17 protein-coding genes are annotated in these 17,734 nt (G+C 66.7%); 8 read left to right on the forward strand and 9 right to left on the reverse strand.

Features of this window, described 5'->3' with window-relative positions; genetic code table 11:
* Positions 1 to 44: 44 nt before the first annotated feature.
* Positions 45 to 1,625 (forward strand): PLP-dependent aminotransferase family protein, encoded by a 1,581-nt coding sequence (locus ACFC25_RS07095; protein WP_376044600.1) that lies wholly within the window; start codon positions 45 to 47, stop codon positions 1,623 to 1,625.
* 53 nt (positions 1,626 to 1,678) lie between these two features.
* On the opposite strand, the gene ACFC25_RS07100 is transcribed toward ACFC25_RS07095, so the two are convergent.
* Positions 1,679 to 2,182, reverse strand: coding sequence for a DUF4188 domain-containing protein (locus ACFC25_RS07100; RefSeq protein ID WP_337348032.1), 504 nt, complete (start codon positions 2,180 to 2,182; stop codon positions 1,679 to 1,681).
* Positions 2,183 to 2,261: 79 nt separating this feature from the next.
* Here ACFC25_RS07100 and ACFC25_RS07105 point away from each other — a divergent pair, with 79 nt between their 5' ends.
* Positions 2,262 to 2,837 carry a TetR-like C-terminal domain-containing protein gene (locus tag ACFC25_RS07105; protein ID WP_376044601.1) on the forward strand — a complete coding sequence of 192 codons (576 nt, stop codon included), beginning with the start codon at positions 2,262 to 2,264 and terminating at the stop codon, positions 2,835 to 2,837.
* Between the two features lie 72 nt (positions 2,838 to 2,909).
* On the opposite strand, the gene ACFC25_RS07110 is transcribed toward ACFC25_RS07105, so the two are convergent.
* Both ACFC25_RS07110 and ACFC25_RS07115 read right to left on the reverse strand, forming a co-directional pair.
* Positions 2,910 to 3,602 (reverse strand): SRPBCC domain-containing protein, encoded by a 693-nt coding sequence (locus tag ACFC25_RS07110; protein ID WP_376044602.1) that lies wholly within the window; start codon positions 3,600 to 3,602, stop codon positions 2,910 to 2,912.
* On the reverse strand, positions 3,595 to 4,242 hold the full coding sequence (locus ACFC25_RS07115; RefSeq protein WP_376044603.1) for a helix-turn-helix domain-containing protein: 648 nt from the start codon (positions 4,240 to 4,242) through the stop codon (positions 3,595 to 3,597). Before ACFC25_RS07115 ends, ACFC25_RS07110 begins: the two co-directional genes overlap by 8 nt.
* Positions 4,243 to 4,346: 104 nt before the next feature.
* Between ACFC25_RS07115 and ACFC25_RS07120 the strand changes: the two genes are divergently transcribed.
* The gene (locus ACFC25_RS07120; protein WP_337348110.1) at positions 4,347 to 5,357 is read left to right on the forward strand and encodes an RluA family pseudouridine synthase; all 1,011 of its coding nucleotides are present in this window, start codon (positions 4,347 to 4,349) and stop codon (positions 5,355 to 5,357) included.
* Here ACFC25_RS07120 and ACFC25_RS07125 read toward each other — a convergent pair.
* A complete protein-coding gene (locus ACFC25_RS07125) occupies positions 5,329 to 5,859 on the reverse strand; it encodes an O-acetyl-ADP-ribose deacetylase (RefSeq protein WP_376044604.1) in 531 nt (176 codons plus the stop codon). The two genes, ACFC25_RS07120 and ACFC25_RS07125, sit on opposite strands and share 29 nt — an antisense overlap.
* 87 nt (positions 5,860 to 5,946) lie before the next feature.
* Here ACFC25_RS07125 and ACFC25_RS07130 point away from each other — a divergent pair, with 87 nt between their 5' ends.
* Positions 5,947 to 6,573: a hypothetical protein gene (locus ACFC25_RS07130; RefSeq protein WP_376044605.1), complete on the forward strand. Its 627-nt coding sequence runs from the start codon at positions 5,947 to 5,949 to the stop codon at positions 6,571 to 6,573.
* A gap of 42 nt (positions 6,574 to 6,615) precedes the next feature.
* A complete protein-coding gene (locus ACFC25_RS07135; RefSeq protein ID WP_376044606.1) occupies positions 6,616 to 7,248 on the forward strand; it encodes a DedA family protein in 633 nt (210 codons plus the stop codon).
* Positions 7,249 to 7,265: 17 nt separating this feature from the next.
* Here ACFC25_RS07135 and ACFC25_RS07140 read toward each other — a convergent pair whose 3' ends face one another.
* From ACFC25_RS07140 to ACFC25_RS07150, 3 genes are all read right to left on the reverse strand, one after another.
* Complete coding sequence (locus ACFC25_RS07140) at positions 7,266 to 7,571, reverse strand: hypothetical protein (RefSeq protein WP_337348025.1); 306 nt, start codon at positions 7,569 to 7,571, stop codon at positions 7,266 to 7,268.
* A gap of 92 nt (positions 7,572 to 7,663) precedes the next feature.
* Complete coding sequence (ppc, locus tag ACFC25_RS07145; protein WP_337348024.1) at positions 7,664 to 10,486, reverse strand: phosphoenolpyruvate carboxylase; 2,823 nt, start codon at positions 10,484 to 10,486, stop codon at positions 7,664 to 7,666.
* 143 nt (positions 10,487 to 10,629) lie between these two features.
* Positions 10,630 to 11,310: an NAD(P)-binding domain-containing protein gene (locus tag ACFC25_RS07150; protein WP_337351896.1), complete on the reverse strand. Its 681-nt coding sequence runs from the start codon at positions 11,308 to 11,310 to the stop codon at positions 10,630 to 10,632.
* 147 nt (positions 11,311 to 11,457) lie between these two features.
* Between ACFC25_RS07150 and ACFC25_RS07155 the strand changes: the two genes are divergently transcribed.
* Positions 11,458 to 12,294, forward strand: a complete 837-nt coding sequence (locus tag ACFC25_RS07155) for a DUF1684 domain-containing protein (RefSeq protein ID WP_376044607.1) — start codon at positions 11,458 to 11,460, stop codon at positions 12,292 to 12,294.
* Between the two features lie 8 nt (positions 12,295 to 12,302).
* Here the strand turns inward: ACFC25_RS07155 and ACFC25_RS07160 are convergent, their stop codons facing one another.
* On the reverse strand, positions 12,303 to 13,529 hold the full coding sequence (locus ACFC25_RS07160) for an acyl-CoA dehydrogenase family protein (RefSeq protein ID WP_376044608.1): 1,227 nt from the start codon (positions 13,527 to 13,529) through the stop codon (positions 12,303 to 12,305).
* Positions 13,526 to 14,362: a 3-hydroxyacyl-CoA dehydrogenase gene (locus tag ACFC25_RS07165; RefSeq protein WP_376044609.1), complete on the reverse strand. Its 837-nt coding sequence runs from the start codon at positions 14,360 to 14,362 to the stop codon at positions 13,526 to 13,528. The genes ACFC25_RS07160 and ACFC25_RS07165 overlap by 4 nt, the downstream gene beginning before the upstream one ends.
* Positions 14,363 to 14,501: 139 nt before the next feature.
* Here ACFC25_RS07165 and ACFC25_RS07170 point away from each other — a divergent pair, with 139 nt between their 5' ends.
* The gene (locus tag ACFC25_RS07170; protein ID WP_376044610.1) at positions 14,502 to 15,704 is read left to right on the forward strand and encodes a glycoside hydrolase family 76 protein; all 1,203 of its coding nucleotides are present in this window, start codon (positions 14,502 to 14,504) and stop codon (positions 15,702 to 15,704) included.
* An 88-nt stretch (positions 15,705 to 15,792) separates the two neighbouring features.
* On the forward strand, positions 15,793 to 17,715 hold the full coding sequence (locus ACFC25_RS07175; protein ID WP_376044611.1) for a glycogen debranching N-terminal domain-containing protein: 1,923 nt from the start codon (positions 15,793 to 15,795) through the stop codon (positions 17,713 to 17,715).
* Positions 17,716 to 17,734: the final 19 nt, after the last annotated feature.

Genomic DNA, 17,734 nt, shown 5'->3' on the forward strand with positions numbered 1-17,734 from the left:
CTAACTGGCATTGAAACATATAGCCAGTTTGAGATACTGGCATCATGCCCCCTTCGCTGAACCCATCTGCACTGGCCCGTCTCCTGGGCGAGTGGAACCTCGGTGCCGCACCTGCCTACCGCGAACTGGCCGACGTCGTGCGCCTCCTGGTCCTTGACGGCAGGGTGGCCCTGGACACCGCCCTGCCCAGCGAGCGCGGGCTCTCTGACGCATTGGGTGTCAGCCGGACCACTGTGACAGCGGCGTATGCCCACCTCCGCGAGCAGGGTTTTCTCAGCAGCGGGCAAGGCAGCAGGGGCCGGACCCGGATTCCCCGCCTGACGCCGCTCGGCACGACGGTGCTCAGTCCGGGCGTGACAGGCACAGGGCGGAGCGCCGGAACTGTTTCTCCGCGAGTCGCGACAGCTGGGCTCGCGGCAGCCGGACTCGCTGCCCCCGGGCTGGCGGCACCGGAAGGCCTGATCGACCTCGCCTACGCATCGCTGCCCGCCAGCGGCGAGGTGGTGCACCGCGCGTTCGCGGCAGCACTCACGGAACTTCCCGCGCTGCTGCCAGGATTCGGGTATGACGCCATGGGCCTGCTCCCTTTGCGCGAGGCCGTGGCCGCCCGCTACTCCGCTGCCGGCGCGCCGACCAGCGCCGAACAGATCTTGGTGACATCGGGCGCCCAGCACGCCCTGAACATCATCATCCGCGCGCTGGCGGGCAGGCAGGACAGGGTACTGGTGGAACATCCCAGCTATCCGAACGCCCTCGATGCTATCCGTGCGGCCGGCTGCCGGGCCGTTCCAGTGGCCTTCACCACGGCCCACGGCGCCAAGACTGACAAGGCCGACGGCGGTCCCCCCGCCTTGGTGTGGGACATGCACGCACTGCAGGCCACCATGATGCAGCAGCGCCCGAAGGTCGCGTACGTGGTGCCGGACTTCCATAACCCCACGGGTCAGCTGATGCCCGATCTCCAGCGCCGCCAACTGGTCCGGGCAGCCGCAGCCGCGGGAACGGTGCTGGTGGTGGATGAAACACTCCGGGAACTGAACCTCGACGGCGCGGAGACCACTCCCGTGGCAGCCTTTAGTCCCGAGGTGGTCACCATCGGCTCGCTCAGCAAGTCCCACTGGGGCGGGCTCCGTACGGGCTGGATCCGCGCCTCAGAAGCCATGATCCAACGCTTTGCAGCGGCAAGGACATCCCTGGATCTGGGTGGACCGGTCATGGAACAGTTGGCGGCGGCCCACCTGGTCCGCGCCCTCGAGGAACCACTCCCCTCACGGCTGACCGCCCTCCGGGACAACCGCGCAGCCCTCCTGGAACTCCTCGCAGGGCACCTCCCGGAGTGGGAAACGGGGCGCCCGGCCGGCGGACTGTCCGTCTGGTGCCGGCTCCCCGCACCGTTCAGCACCGCTCTGACGGTGGTTGCCCCCGACTTCGGCATCCGGCTGGCCGCAGGGCCCCGGTTCGGAATTGGCGGCGCCTTCGAACGGTACCTCCGTGTTCCGTTTACCTTGCCACCGGAGCAACTGGAGATCGCAGTCCTGGCCCTGCGTTCGGCCCAGGAAAGGCTCGACGCGGCTCCGCAGCTTCGCCGGACCCTCAAGAACGCTCCGGCCGTGGCGATCGCCTGACGGTCAGCTCTCGAAGGACCAGCGCCCTTTCTGGTCAGGGGCCGCTTTCCGGGTCAGGTGGCGCTGGCGCCGCGGCCGGCGGTCCGGCCCATCCGCTGCTTTGCGGTGTTTGTTCCGGCCCCGACCGGGACATGCGCGGTGGCCTTGGCGAGGCCAAACAGCGGCATGCCGTTGTAAACGACCTCAATTCCGCCGGCAGGCACCTGGTATGTCTCATGCCAGACGCCCACGTCCCCGGTACCGGCGAGTTCTTTCATAAATCTGCGCCAGGGCTCCAGGTGCGGGGATTCTCGGTCGGCGGCGAACTTCCGCAGGTGCTCCGGGCTCTCCCAGTAACTGAGCAGCATGGTGGTGCGGCCGAACCATTGCTCATATCCCAGCATTCCTGCCGCCGGGTCCGCAGCCAGGTGCTGGAGCATCCTGGGCATGGCGGCAGCCACCTTGCCGACGGTTCCGACCTTCCACCACCTGTTTGCCCTCATCCCGATCAAGAAGACCGTCACGGATTCACGTTCCGGGTCAGCGGTGTAGCGGCCCGGAAATACTTTCTGCGCCATGGGAACTCCTTGGGTTCAGGGTTTCGTAACCTTGTTTCATAACATCGTTACGAAACAAGGTTATGAAACAATGAACCTCATGGCAAGACCTGTAGTGCACACCGATTCCCTACGGCAGGAGCTGTTGGCCGTCACCGCCGACCTGGTGGACCGTGACGGCCCTGCGCGGGTGACGCTGCGCGATGTGGCAGCGGCTGCCCGTACCTCCACCACGGCCGTCTATTCGCTGTTCGGCGGAAAATCCCAACTCCTGACCGCCGTCGTGGACGACGGATTCCGTTCATTCCATGACTCACAAGTGGCAGCCTCCCCGGGTGGACTGCAGGGACTGGGCGCGGCCTACCGGACCTGGGCGCTGGAGCACCAGGCCCTCTATCGGCTGATGTTCGGTGGCGCCTTGGCTGCGTACGTCGACTGCCAGCCCAGTCCTGATGTAGCCGCCGATGCCATGGTGCCCCTGATCAACGCCGTCGCCACAGCCCAGACGGCTGGAACCCTGCTGCCGGCACCCGCGGAGATGGTCGCCGTCGCTATCTGGGGGCAGGTCCATGGCCTGGTGAGCCTGGAACTGGCGCAGGTGGGGCCGCCGGACGCGGACTGGGCCGCAGTGTACAGCTCGGCCCTCGACGCCATCGCCCGCGGTTGGGCCGCCTGACGCCCTGGTTTCGCGAGCACCCGCGTGGACGTTCCCGCCGCGCTGAACCGTCCGCGATGCGCAAAGCCCCCCCTATGCGTAGACCTTTTCCAGGAACAAGCCCCAGGCCTTGGCGGTGGCGTCCGGGTCACCACTGCCACTGAAGTCGTGGACGGTCATGCCCACCGGAGCGCCAAAGGCGTTGCGGCCAAAGAACCGGTAAAGCGTATCCGCCGTCCGCAGCCCCAGGAAGTTCTCATTGGAAAAGTCCACCTCGCCGGAAAGCCGCCCCACGCCGTCGACCTCAAGCCCAACGGCGGCGCCCTGCGCGGCAGTGTCCACGCCCAGCGCCTTCTTCAGCCGTTCGAAACCGTCCGGGGACTGCGACGCCGCCGGAGCCTGGATGTCCGTGAACACCACCGGCTTGCCGTCGAAATACTTCAGGTACTGGCCCAGCGTGTGGAGGTAGAACTCCGTGTGCTTGCTCGCGCCGTCGTACTGCTCATCCCAGTTGTCGGCGAAGATCCCGCTGTGGACATAATGCAGCTGTGCGCGGCCGCCGTCGACCGGTTCCAGGACGTGCTCCAACTGGTTGAACCAGCCGTCCGGGCCGTCCATCCGGGAGACGAGGTGCGTGGGGTACTCCTGGACAGTCTTGACGTCCGGCCACTGGTCCGTGGGGAACATCCATGCCGGAGTGCCTTTGGTCACGGCTTCCCAGACACGTTCGGGAGTGCCCGGAAGTTCGGTGTCGAAGACGATTTCAAATTCACGCTTGTCAGTCATTGTCCTGCTCCTTCGCTGAAAAGGGTTTGATGGGGGTCTTAAGTACGGGGTGAAGCGCGACGACGAGCCGATGCTTTCGCCCGCCGCCCGCCGGGGTGCCGCTTGGACGAGTGCCGCTTCCGCCGTCGTGATACTTGTCCACCAGCCGGGTCACCGCCACGCCGAGCTCCTCGGCAAATGCGGCGCGGTCTGCTGCGGTGCGGAAGGTTATCTCGCCGTCGATCGCGAACGTTGCGAGCTTTTGCCGTGCGGCGGCGGCACCGGCGATCAGCTTGCCCATTTCCTGGACCATGCGGCCCGCGAGCGCCAACAGCCAGAAGGCCGAAAAGCGGTCCGAGAACCTGTGCGGGTCCGGGGCCACCGAGGCTAGAGCCACCGGCGAAATCAGGTAGGAGGCCGCCGTCGCCTGGAGGACGCGCTCAGTGACGTTCCCCTTGCGCCGCTCCTCCACCAGCTCCACCAGCCCGTGCCGTTCGAGGGCCTTGAGGTGGTAGTTGACCTTCTGCCGGGGCAGTCCCACTTTGGCGGCAAGCTGCGTGGCCGACCCCGGCTCAGAGAGCTCCCGGAGGATGCGCGTCCGGATCGGGTCCAGCGACGCCTCCGCCGCAGCGGGGTCCTCGATCACTTCGATGTCCAACATGCTTAAAGTATGGCTACCGACAACTTTTATTGTCAAGAACTTTTTTACCGTCGGTGAAGGGGCGGGCGGGGACCAAGGAGCCGGCAAAGTAGAATGGACCGGTGATGCAATCCCCCCTCCCTGTGCGCGACGGCGTCAACGCCACCCGCCTGCGCCTCCCGGACGAGGGGCCGTGGGACACCGCGCTGGACTACATGATGCACCGCTGGGGCCACATTGATCCGCAGGGCATCGAGGACAGGTTCGACGCCGGGGAGATCGTTGGCGAGGGCGGCATCCCCCTGGACCGGGCCACCAGGCTGGCGGACCACACCTTCATTTGGTACTACCGCACGCTGCCGCCCGAGACCCGTATCCCGGTGGAGCTGGACATTCTGCACCAGGACGAACACCTCCTCGTGGTGGACAAGCCGCATTTCCTGCCCACCACCCCCGGCGGCACCTACATCCAGGAGTCGGCCCTGGTCCGGCTCCGGAACCAGCTGGACCTTCCGGACCTGATCCCCATGCACCGCCTGGACCGGATGACCGCAGGCGTGCTGCTGCTGTCCACCAATCCCGAAACCCGCGGCAGGTACCAGGTGCTCTTCGAGAAGCGCCAGGTACAAAAGGAGTACGAATGCGTCTCCGCCGCTGAGCCAGGGCCGGGTTACCCCGCCGTCGATTTCCCAGTTGTGGTGCGAAACCGGATGACCAAGTCCCGCAGCTACCTGCTGGCCGAAGTGATCGACGGCGAACCCAACGCGGAGACCCGGATCGAGCGCCTGGAAACGTTCGACGGCGGCACTCCCGGAGGTGCCGCGGGCACCCACACCCCCGGCACCCATTCCGCGGGCGCCCCCGCCACTGGCAACGGTCCGCAGCGCCTGGCGCGCTACCGGCTGGAGCCGCACTCCGGCAAAACCCACCAGCTTCGGGTACATATGGCGTCGCTGGGCCTTGGCATCGTCAACGACGCCTTTTATCCCGACCTGCTGGACAAAGCCCCCGACGACTACACCAAGCCGTTGCAGCTCCTGGCACGCGGCATCAGGTTCGTGGACCCCATCAGCCAAAAACCAGTGGAGTACCGCAGCCGGCTGGAGCTCAGCGAGGTTGCCAGAACACGGCCTTGAAGTCCTCCTCCATCTCGGAGCTGAACAGCACAAATTCCACCAACTCGAGCGCGCTGGACGGATGTGAGGCACCAAACCCGCTGACGGCGTCGTACGCAGCTGCGGCCACATCGCTACCCCGCCAGCCGTAGACCCCGCCGCCCACGGCCGGGAACGCGACGGAGCCGGCACCTACTGAATCCGCGACCCGCAGGCTTTCACTGAAGCACGACACCAGCAGCGCCCGGTTGGTCTGCCCGGCATGGCGGTTCGGCCCCACGGTGTGAATGACCCAGCGCGCCGCGAGTCCGAAACCCGGAGTCGCGACGGCGGCACCCACGGCCAGTCCATGCGGCAGGTCAGTGTCGCGCAGAGCCCGGCAGGCAGCCAGTAACTCGGGCCCCGCGGCCCGGTGGATGGCCCCGTCCACGCCCCCGCCGCCCAGCAGCGAGGAATTCGCCGCGTTCACGATCGCGTCCACGGAGCGGGCGGTGATGTCCCCTTGGAGAACCTGGATGCGCATGCGGCCAGTGTCCCACCGGAACCCTCTGGATGACAGGCCGGAGCAGGAATATCCTGTGTGCAGGGTTCGCGCAAAGGTGGGAGAACCATGGATACGCTCAGTGAGATCCCCGGGGACCGGACGGCCGCCACATTCGCCTACGCCGCTGCAGGCCTCGGTGTAGTGGGCGTGGCAACCCTTGGCGCCATGTACGCCATCGAGGTGCCCAAGAATGGGCCTTTCATCTTCGGCACCATCAACGACGCCACCGGAGGCGTCTTCAACCTGGTGGCCATCCCCGTGGTGGTCCAGCTTCACCGACGCCTTCGCCGCACGCCTGGTTCAGAGACGGCCAAATGGGTAGTCATCATTGCCTCGGGTGCCGGCGCCGCGAGCTCTTTCCTGCTCGTTTTCAAGAAACTCGATTTCACGGTGTCCACTGGTATTTCCGTCGGGGCCATGACCGTCCAGGCTGCCTGGTTCCTGCTGGCCAACCGTGCACTGCTCAAAACAGGAGGCTATCCTCGGGACCTCGCGAAGCTGGGACAGTTCATCGGCGGGGCCTTGCTGGCGGCCCTCCCGGTGGCGGGGGTCGCCGTCGTCGGGCGGGCACCGAAATGGTTCCGCTGGGGCATCGGAGGCGCCGGAATAGCGGTGGGGGCCGCCGCGTGGGCCGCCTGGCCATACTGGTACTTCCTGGCTGCGCGGCACCTCAGCCACCGGCAGTCGGGGTAAGCGCCCACACCGCCCCGGCCGATAGTGCGGTACTTTGTGGCCATGGACTTTGGCAACGCGGACAACTGGGGGGCTGCGATCTACTTCTGGATCATCCCCGTGGTCCTCGGCGATGCCATCTTCCCGCCCATCCCGTCCGAGATGGTGGTCATCACTGGCGGAGCGCTCTCGGCCGACGGCCGGGCCAACGTCTTCCTTGTGGGAGCTCTGTCCGCTGTGGCGTCCTGGATTGGCGACATGGTGGTTTTCCAGCTTTTCAAACGCCGGCTAAGCCATGTGCTTGATCGCTGGCGCTGGGGCAGGAAAGTCCACCATGGCATCCACGAGGCCATCGCCAAAGCCGGCCGCTCCTCCACCTACGGAACCATCATCGGAGCGCGCTTCATTCCGGGTGGACGCTTGGCGACGTCGGCTGCCGCCGGAATTGCCGACGTCTCGGTCCGCGGGTTCAGCCTCTGCGCGGGCCTCGGCGCAATCCTCTGGGCGTGCTGGCTCGTAGGCCTGGGCTACTTCACCGGTTCCGCCACGAAGCTTCCGTTCTGGGCCAGCTCCCTGATCGGGGTGGTCCTCGGCCTGGTGATCGGCGTCGTCGTCGGAATCATTGCGACCCGGCGCCGCGGCACCCGCTCCCCCGTGGACGAGCCGCCCCCTGCGGCTGAGGCCCCGGGAGCGTAAGGCCCTCGGCAGCTGAGCTAGATCGGCGCCCAGCGGCCGCGGTTACGGCGGAGCACCATCAGCGAGCCTGTCAGCGCAACGCGTTCGACGGCGTCGCGCATCATGGCTGCCGACTCCCGCGCCTGCTGGTTCTCACCGTTGTATTCCGTGGCTTCGACCAGGAAGCGGAGGTTCAACTGCGGGACGCCGCCGGCAATGTCGAGTTGGTTGGACTCCACATGGTGGCGGGTCTCCAGCGCTTCGACGGCGGCCGCCATCACGGCTTCCGGCGGGTTGCCGGGCTTCAAGCCGGTGATTTTCAGGCGCGTCTGGAACGAAGGCATGCCGTCAACCTTACCTAGACCCCGTGTTGCCCTATCACTTATGGCCCTTATCCGGGCCGAATGAGGACCACAAGTGATAGCGCAAGCGGTGGTTAGCCGGTGTTGCGGAGGCCCGCTGCCACACCGTTGACCGTGATCAGCATGGCCCGCTGGAGGCGTTCGTCGATCTCAGCCCCGCTGATGCTTTCACCCTCGGCGCCCTGGCCGGCCCGCACGCGGCGAAGCAGTTCCACCTGCAGGTAGCTGATGGGGTCAAGGTACTGGTCGCGGATCTCCAGGGAGCGTTTAAGTGTGGGCTGGGCATCCAGTAGCACGTTTTCGCCGGTCAGGTTCTGGATCTCGGTGACCGTGAGGTCGTACTCCTCGCGAATGGCCCGGAAGAGGTGGTGCAGGTCTTCCGGGACCAGGGTGGCCACGTAGTAACCGGCGATGTCCAGGTCCGTCTTGGCCAGCGTCATTTCCACGTTCGAAAGAACCGAGCGGAAGAAGTGCCAGTTCTCCATCATCTCCACCAACTGGGCGGAGCTCCCGGCCTCACGGGCAGCCTTCAGGCCCGAACCCACGCCGAACCAGCCCGGCACGATCTGCCGGGACTGGGTCCAGCCGAAGACCCAGGGGATGGCTCGCAGGCCGCCGAGGCCGGCGCCGGAGTCCGGGCGCTTCGACGGGCGCGAACCGATGTTCAGGGAGCCCAGCTGCTCCACGGGTGTCGAAGCCATGAAGTACGCGGGGAGGTCCGGATGGTCGATCAGCTTCCGGTACCGGTCGAAGGCGGCGTCGGAGATGGTTTCCATGACGTGCCCGTACCGCTCGCGCTGGTCATCGGACGTCCGCGGATCGCGGTGCAGCGCCGAGCCTTGGAGCACGGCCGCCAGGGAAAGTTCGAGGTTTTCGCGGGCCAGTTCAGGCAACGAGTACTTGTCCGAGATGACCTCACCTTGTTCGGTGAATTTGATCTCGCCTTCAAGTACGCCGTTGGGCTGGGCCATGATGGCGTCGTAGGTGGGCCCGCCGCCACGGCCCACGGAACCTCCGCGGCCGTGGAACAGGCGCACCCGGACACCGTGCTTCGCGGCGACGTCGCGGAGTTTCCGCTGTGTCTTGTGGATCTCCCACTGGCTGGTCATCACACCGGATTCCTTGTTGGAGTCCGAGTAGCCGAGCATGATTTCCTGGACGTCGCCGCGGAGCCGTACCAGTTCGCGGTAGGACGGATCGGAAAGCAACTGGTCCACGATCTCCGCAGAGGCCCGGAGTTCCTCCACCGTTTCCAGGAGCGGCGCGAACCCGATCTTGGCGTGCGGGTTTTCACCGAAGAGGTTCACCAGGCCGGCTTCGCGGGCCAGGACTGCAGCAGCAAGGACATCGTCAGCGCCGCGGGTCATGGAAATGATGTACGTCTCGATGACGTCCGGGCCGTAGATGCGCAGGGCGCGGCGGATCTCACGGAAGACGTCGTACGTGCCGTCGGCCACGCCGTCGAGCTTAATGGGGTGCCCGGAGAGCGGGCGGCGCGAGGCCAGCTCCGATCCCAGCACCTCGAAGCGCTCCTCCCGGCTGAGCTCCGCATAGCGCAGGCCCGGGCCACCGAGCCGGTCCATCAGCTGGCCGACAGCGTCGTGGTGGTGGTCGGCATGCTCCCGGATGTCCAGGGTGGCAAGGTGCAGCCCGAAGGACGCCACGGCCCGACGGACACGTGCCAGCGCACCGTCGGCAGCGAGCGACGCCGAGTGGTTCCGGAGCGAGAGTTCCAGCAGTTCGAGGTCGGCCAGGAGCTCGTCCGTGGCGCTGTAGTCACGGCCGTGCTCGTGCACCGCGCCGGTAGCCACGCGCTTGCCCGTGTTGATCAGCTTGGCCTTGATGCAGGTGAGCTTGAGCCGGTAGGGCTCCTGGGCATTGAGCTCCAGCACGCGTCGGTCCAGGCCCGGAAGTTTTTTCAGGTCCGCGTCGATGGATTCCAGCAGTTCCTTGTCCGCGCCGGCAAGGGCGGTGGAGTTGGAGAGGATGGAGATCAGTTCATCGATCATGCCGATGCTGATGCGCACTGCGTGCTGGTTCTGGATCTGGAGGATTTCGCGGGTGACGGACGCCGTGACGTTGGGGTTGCCGTCCCTGTCGCCGCCGATCCAGGACCCGAAGCGGATGGGCGCGTTCTGGTTGGCGAGGGTGACGCCGTGTTCGCCGAGCAGTTCGGAGAGTTCGGTGAGCATCTCGGGCATGGCGTCGGTCAGGATGCCGCCGAGGTAGTAAATAGCATTGCGGGCCTCGTCCACCGGAGTGGGCCGGACCTGGCGGAGTTCGTCCGTCTGCCACATCTGGTCAATGATTTCGGCCAACTGGCGGTCCTGCCGGCGCCGGGCCGTGGTGCCCTCGTGGGTGGGCTGGGCCAGCACGTCGGAGAGCTTGCGGATTTTGTCCAGCACCGAGCGGCGCGAGGCCTCGGTGGGGTGGGCTGTGAAGATGGGCCGGACATCCAGCCCGTTAACCACTTCCTGGAGCACGGCCGGGCCGGCTTGGTCGGCGATGTCGGACACGGCCTTGGCCAGCCAGCCGTCCTTTTCCGCCCGGGTCCGCAGGCCGCGGACGCGGTGGACCTGTTCGGCGGCGTTGGCGAGGTGGAAGTAGAATGCGAAGGCGCGCACCAGGTCAGTGGCCTGCTCGATGGGCAGGGAGCCGAGCAGTTCGCGGACCTGGGCGACGACGTCGTGGGCGCTCCACGGGCCGGTGGCATCCGCGCCGCCGCGGGCAGCTTCCTTGGATTCCTTGGTCAGGAGGCGTACCTGCTCCACCAGGTCCAGGAGTTCGGGTCCGTGCTGGCGAACCAGCGATTCACCCAGCAGCGTGGAAACACGCCGGACATCAGCCCTCAGCTCTGCGGCAAGGTCAGTTTCGGAATTTATTGCAGTGTCAGCCATGGAAACTATCTTTCGAGGGTTCGGACTTGGCTCGTACACTGCGCTGGATACCTGTGAGCCACGTTACTAGCTAAAGATGCTACCCGCAGGTGGCCGCCTCCGGGGAATCCGTCTCAGATAGTGTCGCTGCCTTTTCCGATGTTTCAGCGCACGATCTTGAAATTGAAATCGAGGGTGCCGAGCACACTGTAGAGGCGCAGCCACACAGGCATCATCATTTCAGCTCCGCGGGCTGTGGTGATGTCACCGAGGTCGACGATGTCCCGGTGCCCCAGCTCCTGCAGCAGCCCTGTGACCGTCTCCTTCGCTTCTGCGTCGTCGCCGGAGACAAACACGGAATGGTCCCCGCCGGCCAACCGGCCGGGGTCCACCATCAGGCCCGCGTTCATCGTATTCAGGGTCTTGACCACGCGGGCATCCGGGAAGGAGCGCTGGATCCTCTCGCCGAGGCTGTCGGTGTTGACCGGATTCAAGACCGGCGGCATGCCCTGGGAAAAATCAAGCGCGTTGGATACGTCCACCAGCACTTTCCGGTAGAGGTTGGCGGAGCCGGCAAAGCCCAAGGCGCTCAGGGCACCCGCCCCGTTGGTGGCGTTGACCACCAGCTCGCTGGCAGCGGCCGCCTCGGCGAACGTTTCCAGCGGAATCTCCTGGTTGGCGGCGTGCCACTCGCTGAACGGCGGGGCGCCCATGGCATCCGGGCCGGAGCGGGCGAACGTTTCCTGGGGATCGCGCGTGCCGAGCACCACGCTATGCCCCAGCCCGGCCAGTCCACCGGCCAGGGTCCGGCCAACAGTACCCGTCCCAAGGACCGCAATCTTCATGGTTCCTCCGTTTAGCGTAGGTGCAGTGCCACAGTCCGGTTCCGACGTTACTCCCCAGGAACTTCAAGGCAAGGGCAACCGAACAGTGGTGGAATGAACCGTACGCCGCCGGGGTTGTAGCCGGGGCCACCACGTCCAGGAGGAACCATGAACACCACACCCGCGGCCCAGCTGGAACGCTGGCAGCGTTTCCGCACCAACCGCAACAAGGCACTCGCGGCACCCCACGGCTGGCTGACCCTCACCTCGTTCCAGTGGCTCGATAACCAGCCCGCCGCCGTCGACCTCGTCCCCGGGCTGTGGTCAACAGACGGTACGACGGCGGCACTCACCGCCTCCGCGGAAGACGGACTGACGCTCGTGGAGACCGGGCAGCCTGTTGAAGGAACGGTGACGGCGGCGCTGTTGGATGAAGAGTCGCTGATGTGGGTGCAGTTCGGGGGTGACGACGGCAGGCAGGTGGTGGTGGAGCTCGCCATGCGTGCCGGGAAATATGCCATCCGCACCCGGGATGCAGGCTCGCCGGTCTTTACGGAGTTCGACGGCGTGCCCACCTTTGATTACCGGCCCGACCTTGTGGTGGAGGCCAGCTTCCGGCCCTACCCGGAGCCAGTGGACGTTCCCATAGGAACCGCGAATCCGCTGGTGGATGGCGTGCACCGGTCGGTGGGCGAACTGGTGTTCCGCCTGCCCGGCAAAGATCACGAGTTCCACCTGCAGGCCGAAGAAGAGAAGCTCGGCGCCCTCACGGTCACGTTCCATGACGAAACCAATGGAGACTCCACGGACGAATGGCGGAAGGTGTCCACCACCCGGCCCCGCGTCGACCCCTCCGGAAACGCCACCGTGGTCCTGGACTTCAACAGGGCCATCAACTACCCCAGCGCCTTCACCCCCTACGGGACCTGCCCCATGCCGGTGAAGAACAACAGCCTGGACTACCGGATCGAGGCCGGCGAGAAGGATCCTATGCTCGCCGAATGAGCGTGGCATCAGACGATGGCGGAGACCCCGGTAATGGCCCGGCCCACGATGAGGGTGTTGATTTCGAACGAGCCCTCATACGTGTAAATGGCTTCGGCGTCCGCGAAGATCTTGGCCATCCGGTAATCGGTGACTATGCCGTTTCCGCCCAGGATGGACCTGCCCAGTGCAACGGTCTCCCGCATCCGGGCACTGCAGTACGACTTCGCCAGCGCCACTTGGGCCATGTCCGCGCCGCCGTCCTCCTGGAGCTGGGCGAGCCGTGCCATCATGCCCATGCTGGCCACGGCGTTGCCCAACATGGTGACCAACTGCTGCTGGATGAGCTGGAACTTCGCCAGTGGCCGGCCGAACTGCTGGCGTTCGACGGCGTACTGCCGGGCAACGTCGAAGGCTGCCAGCTGCTGCCCCACGGCTTGCCAGGCCACCATGATCCGTGAGCCTTTGAGGAGCTGGTTGGTGTCCTCGAAGCTTGTGATTCCGGCAAAGCGGTCAGCCTCGGAAACGCGGACATCCTCGAAGACAATGTCGGCATTCTGGACGGTCCGCAAGGCAATCTTGTGCTCAATCCGGCTCCGGCTCACGCCCGGCAGTGAGGCGTCCACGACGAAGCCCCGCACGCTGCCGTCGGCCTCGTCGCGGGCCCACACCAGCATGTAGTCGCAGAACGTTCCGTTGCCGATCCAGCGCTTGGCACCGTTGAGCACCCAAGTGTCGCCGCCGTCGTCGGGCATTCCGGTGGCACCGGAAATGCGCCGCGTCCGGGTTTCCATGCCGCCCGCGACGTCGGAGCCGTGGGCGGGCTCGGTGAGTGCAAACGCCCCCGTGGTGCGGAGGCTTGCGGCGTCCGCGAGCAGCCTGTCCCGCTGCGCCTGCGAACCGAATGCATACAGCGACTCCACAAAGAGGTCGTGGTGGACCAGGAAAAATGTGGCGATTGACGTGTCCACTCGGGTCATTTCGGCAATGACCAGCCCTGCGAACAGGTGGCTGTAGCCGCGCTGGGCTGGCGTGCTCAGTTCCAGGGCCGCCAGTTTGGGGAGGATGTGGTCCGGGAATTCGGCGTTGTTCCACCAGTCGGTTGCGTGGGGTGCGATCTCCGCGGCCAGGAACTCCCGCAGCTCCGCCAGTTTGCGCCGCTCATGCGGGACCAGCAGGGATTCGAACAGGAAAAAGTCGGCCGTGGGCAGGGATTCGGGCCCGCGCAGCTGCGCGGCGACAGGAGCGGGACTCATTTTGGGCCCATCCTGATGGCGCCGTCCAGGCGGATCGTCTCACCGTTGAGCATCGCATTTTCCACGATGTGGGCCACGAGGGCCGCGTATTCGGCCGGTTTGCCCAGCCGGGAGGGATGCGGCACCTGCCGGCCCAGTGAATCCTGGACATCCTGCGGCAGACCGGCCATCATGGGGGTTTCGAAGATGCCCGGGGCGATAGTGACCACACGCACCAGCGAGCGCGCCAGTTCCCGCGCGATGGGCAGGGTCATGGCGGCGACGGCTCCCTTGGACGCGGCGTAGGCGGGCTGGCCGATCTGCCCGTCGAAGGCCGCAACCGACGCCGTGTTGATAATGACGCCGCGCTCGGGTCCGCCAAGTTCAGTGCTGGCGGGTTCCGTGGCGGCCATGGCTTCGGCAGCCAGCCGCAGCACGTTGAACGTCCCGATCAGGTTCACCTGGATGACCCGGCTGAATGCGTCCAACGGGAGGACACCCTCGCGCCCCAGCACCTTGCCGGGCGTGGCTATGCCGGCACAGTTCACCACGATCCGCAGGGGTCCCAGGGCGACGGCGGTATCGACGGCGGCCTGGACCTCCGCTTCGTTGGTCACGTCTGCGGGGGCAAAGACGGCGGCCTGGCCAGCAGGTCCCGCAGCAGCAGCAGCCCCGGTCCCGGTCGCCTCGGACCGGGTAGAGCTGTTCAGCTCTGCGGCGAACGCTTCGCCGGCGGAGGACGGCAGGTCGATCAGCACCACAGAAGCGCCGGCGCCGAACAACCGCCTCGCCGTGGCCGCACCCAACCCGGACGCCCCGCCCGTGATCAGTGCGACAGAACCGTTGATGTCCATCCATCCTCCTTGATGTGAGCCCGGCGTTGGACGCACAAGCGCGGAACATTAGTTAGTGAATGTTAACTGAAATTGTGACCCGGCGCACCATGCCCGCGGCTTTCCTGGATGCGAAGGGCGCACCGCTAGGCTGGAGCGCATGACGTCGCAGGAAGCCGAACTGCCGCCCGCAGACGGGCCCATCGCCCGGGCCGCCCGGGCCACTGAGGCTGCCCGCTCGGTCACCGCCGTCTTTGGCCAACGCCTGTTTTTCCTCCCGGGCACGCACATCGCGGCCGTCCAGCGGCCCTCAATGCGCGTGGAGAACCTTTTCCGCCCCTGGCATTACTGGTGGCAGGCGCACTACGTTGACTGCCTGGTGGACACCGGACTCCGCGAACTGGGCAACGGTGCCACGCCGACTGCACGCTTCAACGGGCCGGACCGCCCCAGCGCGGGCAGGCTGGCCTCACGGCTCGTGACAGGCATCCGGCTGCGGAACCTGCTGACGTTCGTCAACAACTACTACGACGACATGGCCTGGCTGGCGCTGTCCACACTGCGGCTGGAGAAACTCGCCGAGGAGTCGCGCAGGCCCGGCCGGCGTCGAAACGCCCGGATCCGGAAAACCCTTACGCTGCAGTTCGATTCCGCTTCCACGGACGACCTCGGCGGCGGCACGTTCTGGAGCAAGAAACGGGACTTCAAGAACACCCCCGCGACCGCCCCCGTGGCCCTGTACTACGCCCGGACCGGGAACCTTGCCAAGGCCCAGGCCTTGCTGGACTGGCTGGATGCCCGGCTGTTTGATCCGAACCAGGGACTCTATCTGGACGGAATCCGGATCAACGCCGCCGGAGAGGCCGTGGTGGAGAGCGCCATCTACACCTATAACCAGGGTCCGGTCCTGGGCGCGTTGCTGGAGCTTGGCGGCGCGGCAAACCTGGCCAGGGCCGCCACCGTGGTGGAGGCGGTGGGCCGCAGCCTGACCCGTGAGCGCGGGGACACGCCCGGCACCCGGGTCCTCCGCTGTGACGGAACGGGCGACGGCGGACTCTTCACCGGGATCCTGTCCCGCTACCTGGCGCTCGCGGCAGCCGACGCCCGCCTCCCCGGGAACGTCCGGAACACTGCCGCCCGGCTGGTCCTGGACACCGCGGATGCATTCTGGGACGGCCGCCGTCCGATCACCCCCGCGGAGCCCTTGGCCCGACACAGGGGCAAACTGCTCTTTTCAGCCCTCCCGGAGAAACCGGCGGCCAGCACGTATCCGCCAGGTGCCGCCGTCGAACTCTCCACCCAGCTGCAGGCGTGGATGGTGCTCGAAGCCGCCGCATCCGTTGAGCGGGCATCCACACCGTAAATCATGCACGCCGTGATCCCGAACGGCGGTGGGCGACTGGCCGCAGGATTCCGCCAAGCGGGAGGGCCCCGGGCGTAAGGTGGGGCGCATGAGTGTTCAGCCCGGGCTCCATCGCCAGCACTGCACCGTGGCCGCACCCACGCAGCTCTGGCTCGATGCCAACGGCCGGCTGGCACAGGATGGCTTCAGCGGCCTCCTCCATGGCGACACGCGGATGCTGTGCCAGGCCACGGTGACTGTCAACGGATTCGCTCCCGAGGAGGTGACCGTGGAGTCGGCTCCCGGCGGCGTCCTCCGCGTCCGGGGACTTATCCGCGGCATCGAAGGGCACAGCTTTGATCCCGCCGTCGAGGTCTTCCAGACCTGGACAGTGACGCCAGGGGTGGTCCGTCACTCGCTGAGGGTGGGCACGTCGCTACCCTCCCTGGAGGTCGAGTTGGCAGTGACCCTGGCGGCCGACTTCACCGACATGGCAGCGATCCGCCTGAGCCAGTTTGCGCCGCCTCAGCCCCCGGAGTCCGCCGATGACCACTCCCTGCGCTGGCACAATGATGGCCGAACGCTCTCCATTTCCGCGCCGGGCACCAACGGTGGCGGTGTGGCCGCCGGGGGCTTGACCGCAGATGCTTCCTCGGGTCATGAGGGCAGCAACCTCCCACGGCTCCTGTGGCACGGCACCGCCGGGCGCGGGCGGACGTTCGACGCCGAATGGCAGGCCGTGCTGGACGAGACAGAGAGCGCAGTAGTTGCGGCCGCGCCGTCGTCCCTTGCCGTGCCTGCGATGGCCCTGCCGGCGGGGCCGCTGCGGACGCTGCTGGAGAATTCGCTCGACGAGCTCGACGGCCTCCGTATGGCAACCCGCCAACTGCCGGATGCCCCGTTCATGGCCGCCGGCGCTCCCTGGTATTTCACGTTGTTCGGCCGGGATTCCCTGTGGGCGGCGCGGTTCCTGCTGCCCCTGGACCCTGGCCTCGCCACCGGGACCCTGCGCGCCCTCGCGACACTCCAGGGCTCCGACACCGATCCGGACTCGGACGAAGAACCTGGCCGGATGCTTCATGAGCTCAGGGCCAAGGAACTGGTCCTCGAAAACGACGGGCTGCACCTGCCACCGGTCTATTTCGGTGCCGCTGACTCCACCTCGCTCTGGCTGTGCCTCCTGGGCGAGCTGTGGCAATCCGGGAAGGCGGACGATGCCGTCCGTGCCCTCCTGCCCGCAGCTCGGCGGGCAGCGCAGTGGCTACTGGCGTCCACCGGCCGGGCGGACGGTGACGGCCTGCTGAGGTACGGGAATGTCAGCGGGCATGGGGTGGGCCACCAAGGCTGGAAGGACTCCGCCGATGCCCTGCAATTCAGGGATGGGCGGCCGGCGGAGGGTCCCGTCGCGGTCGCGGAAGCCCAAGGCTACGCCCACCAGGCGGCCACTGCGACGGCGGAACTGCTGGACGCGCTTGGCGAACCGGGGGCCGCTGAGCTGAGGGACTTCGCCTCTGCGTTGGCGCAACGGTTCCGCGAGCGCTTCTGGGTGGAGGACGCCCAAGGCCCCTTCCCGGCGATGGCAGTGGACGGCACCGGCGCGCCCTTGGATGTGCCCGGCTCGAATATGGGCCACCTGCTGGGCACCGGCATCCTTGACCCCGCCGAGGCCCGCCACGTAGCAGCCCGGTTGCTGGGCCCCGAATTGTTTTCCGGATTCGGCCTCCACACCCTCTCGCACAGGGCACCGGGCTTCTGGCCCTTCAGCTACCACTGCGGTTCAGTGTGGAGCCACGACACCGCCATTGCCGTCCGCGGGCTGCTGTCCGAAGGCTTCACTTCTGAAGCCAAAGCCCTCGCCGAAGGCCTGCTCGACGCGTCTGCCGCTTTCGGGTACAGGCTGCCGCAGCTTTTTGCGGGCGTCACCGCCGCCGAATCAAGCCTGGCTGTGCCCTACCCAGCGTCCTGCCATCCCCAGGCGTGGTCCTCGGCGTCAGCCGTTGTGCTGGCCCAGGCATTGGGCGGGCTGCGGTAGCTGGCTGCGGTAGCTAGGG

The sequence above is a fragment of the Pseudarthrobacter sp. NPDC055928 genome (assembly GCF_042270935.1).
Lineage (GTDB): Bacteria > Actinomycetota > Actinomycetes > Actinomycetales > Micrococcaceae > Arthrobacter.